Raw genomic sequence first — 2,012 nt, 5'->3', positions numbered from 1 at the left:
GATTGTTGTTCTTCAACGGGCGGTCTAACCATTCGAAGGTTTTCAAGAACATTCATTCCGATATTTTGCTGGGTACCATAATTCCATCCCAATTTCACAGCAGTAAAGAAACTTACAGATTTCATAAAATAGAACAGGAAATCAGTTGTAGTGTGTTTTGGATTAGGTCTAAATGCCGCAAGAGGTGACCAAATGTTAAATTCTTCATCAGTTTCAACTCTGGCTAAGTTTCCTGTTGTTGCTCCCGATTTTATCATATATACATCCCCTCTCTGAGGTTTGTATTTCTTTGAATATCTATCATGATCCTCCTGCGATATATACCCTCTAATTTTTGCAAAGTCTATTTTATCATCCTTGATTGCCTCAGCGGATATAAATGGAATGCCTTCTTGATAAAGTGCGGGAGTTTCATGCGGGCCATCTGTTAAGGGAACTAAGAGCGAATATTTAATAGGCACTACCTCCCAATGCTCCGGAATTTCGCCCAACCATTCAATGCCTGAATCTTTCATGGGTACATCAGGGTTGATGCCTTTGGTAACGGCTTGGTTGATGATGGCAGTTTTTTCTTCTTCGTAGAGTTCGAGCAAGCGTTTTTTGTCGGCTATCAGTTCGTCTATCTCGGCTGTTTTGCTGTCAAGGTAGGCGGCAATGGCGGTTTGTTCTTGTTGATTATTTGAAATTGATATTTCCAAATTCTCAATTTGCGAATTGCTAATGTTTTCCTGAGCTGAACCTGATGCTGTTAATAATATTTGTTCTTGAAAAAAGCCACTATTAACAATGTAATAGAGCAATTTATTTGAAAACAAAATTCTCGCAACACGCTGATTTATATATGCTTTAGGTGGCACAGTGCCTACAAAGCAAGTTTTACCTGTTGTTGCTCCAGATAATGCAATTAGAGTATCAAATTGTTCAAGCCTATATTCTTGTGGAATAGTATCGTCATCTATTTTTTTACATTCTTCAAAATTGATACTGTCAGCAATATCACCAATTCGTATCACTGGTATTCCTTCGGATGTAAACAAATCACTTTTAAACGCATAACCTCCTTGAAGCCTGGTTAGATGCTTTACTTTCTTCACCTCCCAATGGCTCGGAATTTCCCCAATCCATTCAATGCCCGAATCTTTGTAGGTATCGTATTTTCTCATGAGTCCAGCACGGTTTTTTCAGTTTCCAATGTCTTTTCCTCCAAAGCCAGAATATCGGCTTTGATGTCTGCCAATGGTCTCAATGGCTTGAACTCATAGAAATACTTGGTAAAGTTGATTTCGTACCCAACCTTGGTTTTGCTGTGGTCAATCCATGCTTCGGGCAAATGCGGTTTTACTTCGGACTCAAAATATTCCTCAATGGTTTGGGGTACCAGATTCCCGTTTGCACCTGCCTGTTCGGCAGACAGGTCTTTCTTCAAAAACGGGATGTTTTCATAATCACGTAAAGAAGTGTCGGGTTTGGGTTGTCCTTTGCTTTTTACCACTTTGCCGTTTTCTTTTAACGGCTGTTCAACCGTAATTCTCCAATAACCAAAGAACTCGTTGGGTAGAATTTTGCAGAACTCGTTTTCTTCAAAATTGCCATAGAGTTGGGTTATAAAGCCAATGCCTTTTTCATTTCCGTTTTCGGCAATTTTCTTGCGTTTGTTGCCCAAGCTTCTGTCCATCTTTTGCCAAAAGCGGTTGAAATCCAGTTTACCTTCTTTTGTCAGTTCTTCATCCTTACCACCTGTGGCGTTTATCAATTGTACCTTACCGCTTCGCTCAGAACTTTTGTTGTTGGTTACAATCCAGATGTAGGTGCTAATGCCTGTGTTGTAAAAGAGTTGGTCGGGTAGGGCAATCACGGCTTCCAGCCAATCATTTTCAATAATCCATCTTCTGATATTGCTTTCTCCGCTTTCGGCAGCACCCGTAAACAAAGGCGAACCATTAAATACAATGCCGATACGAGTGCCACCCGATTTCATTTTAGAAATCATGTGTTGCAAGAAAAGCTACGAA

2 protein-coding genes are annotated in these 2,012 nt (G+C 40.1%); both read right to left on the bottom strand.

Translation table 11 applies throughout. From position 1 onward, the window contains the following. A partial coding sequence (locus OU792_RS18415; RefSeq protein WP_274671039.1) for a restriction endonuclease subunit S occupies positions 1 to 1,163 on the bottom strand: 1,163 nt, incomplete at its 3' end. Then, on the bottom strand, positions 1,160 to 1,990 hold the full coding sequence (locus OU792_RS18410; RefSeq protein WP_274671038.1) for an HsdM family class I SAM-dependent methyltransferase: 831 nt from the start codon (positions 1,988 to 1,990) through the stop codon (positions 1,160 to 1,162). The genes OU792_RS18410 and OU792_RS18415, both read right to left, overlap by 4 nt. Between the last annotated feature and the right edge of the window lie 22 nt (positions 1,991 to 2,012).

The organism is Algoriphagus sp. NF (assembly GCF_028823735.1).
GTDB classification, from domain to species: Bacteria; Bacteroidota; Bacteroidia; order Cytophagales; family Cyclobacteriaceae; genus Algoriphagus; species Algoriphagus marincola.
The sequence above is the reverse complement of the archived record's forward strand: the minus strand, read 5'-3'. Positions and strand labels throughout refer to the sequence as shown.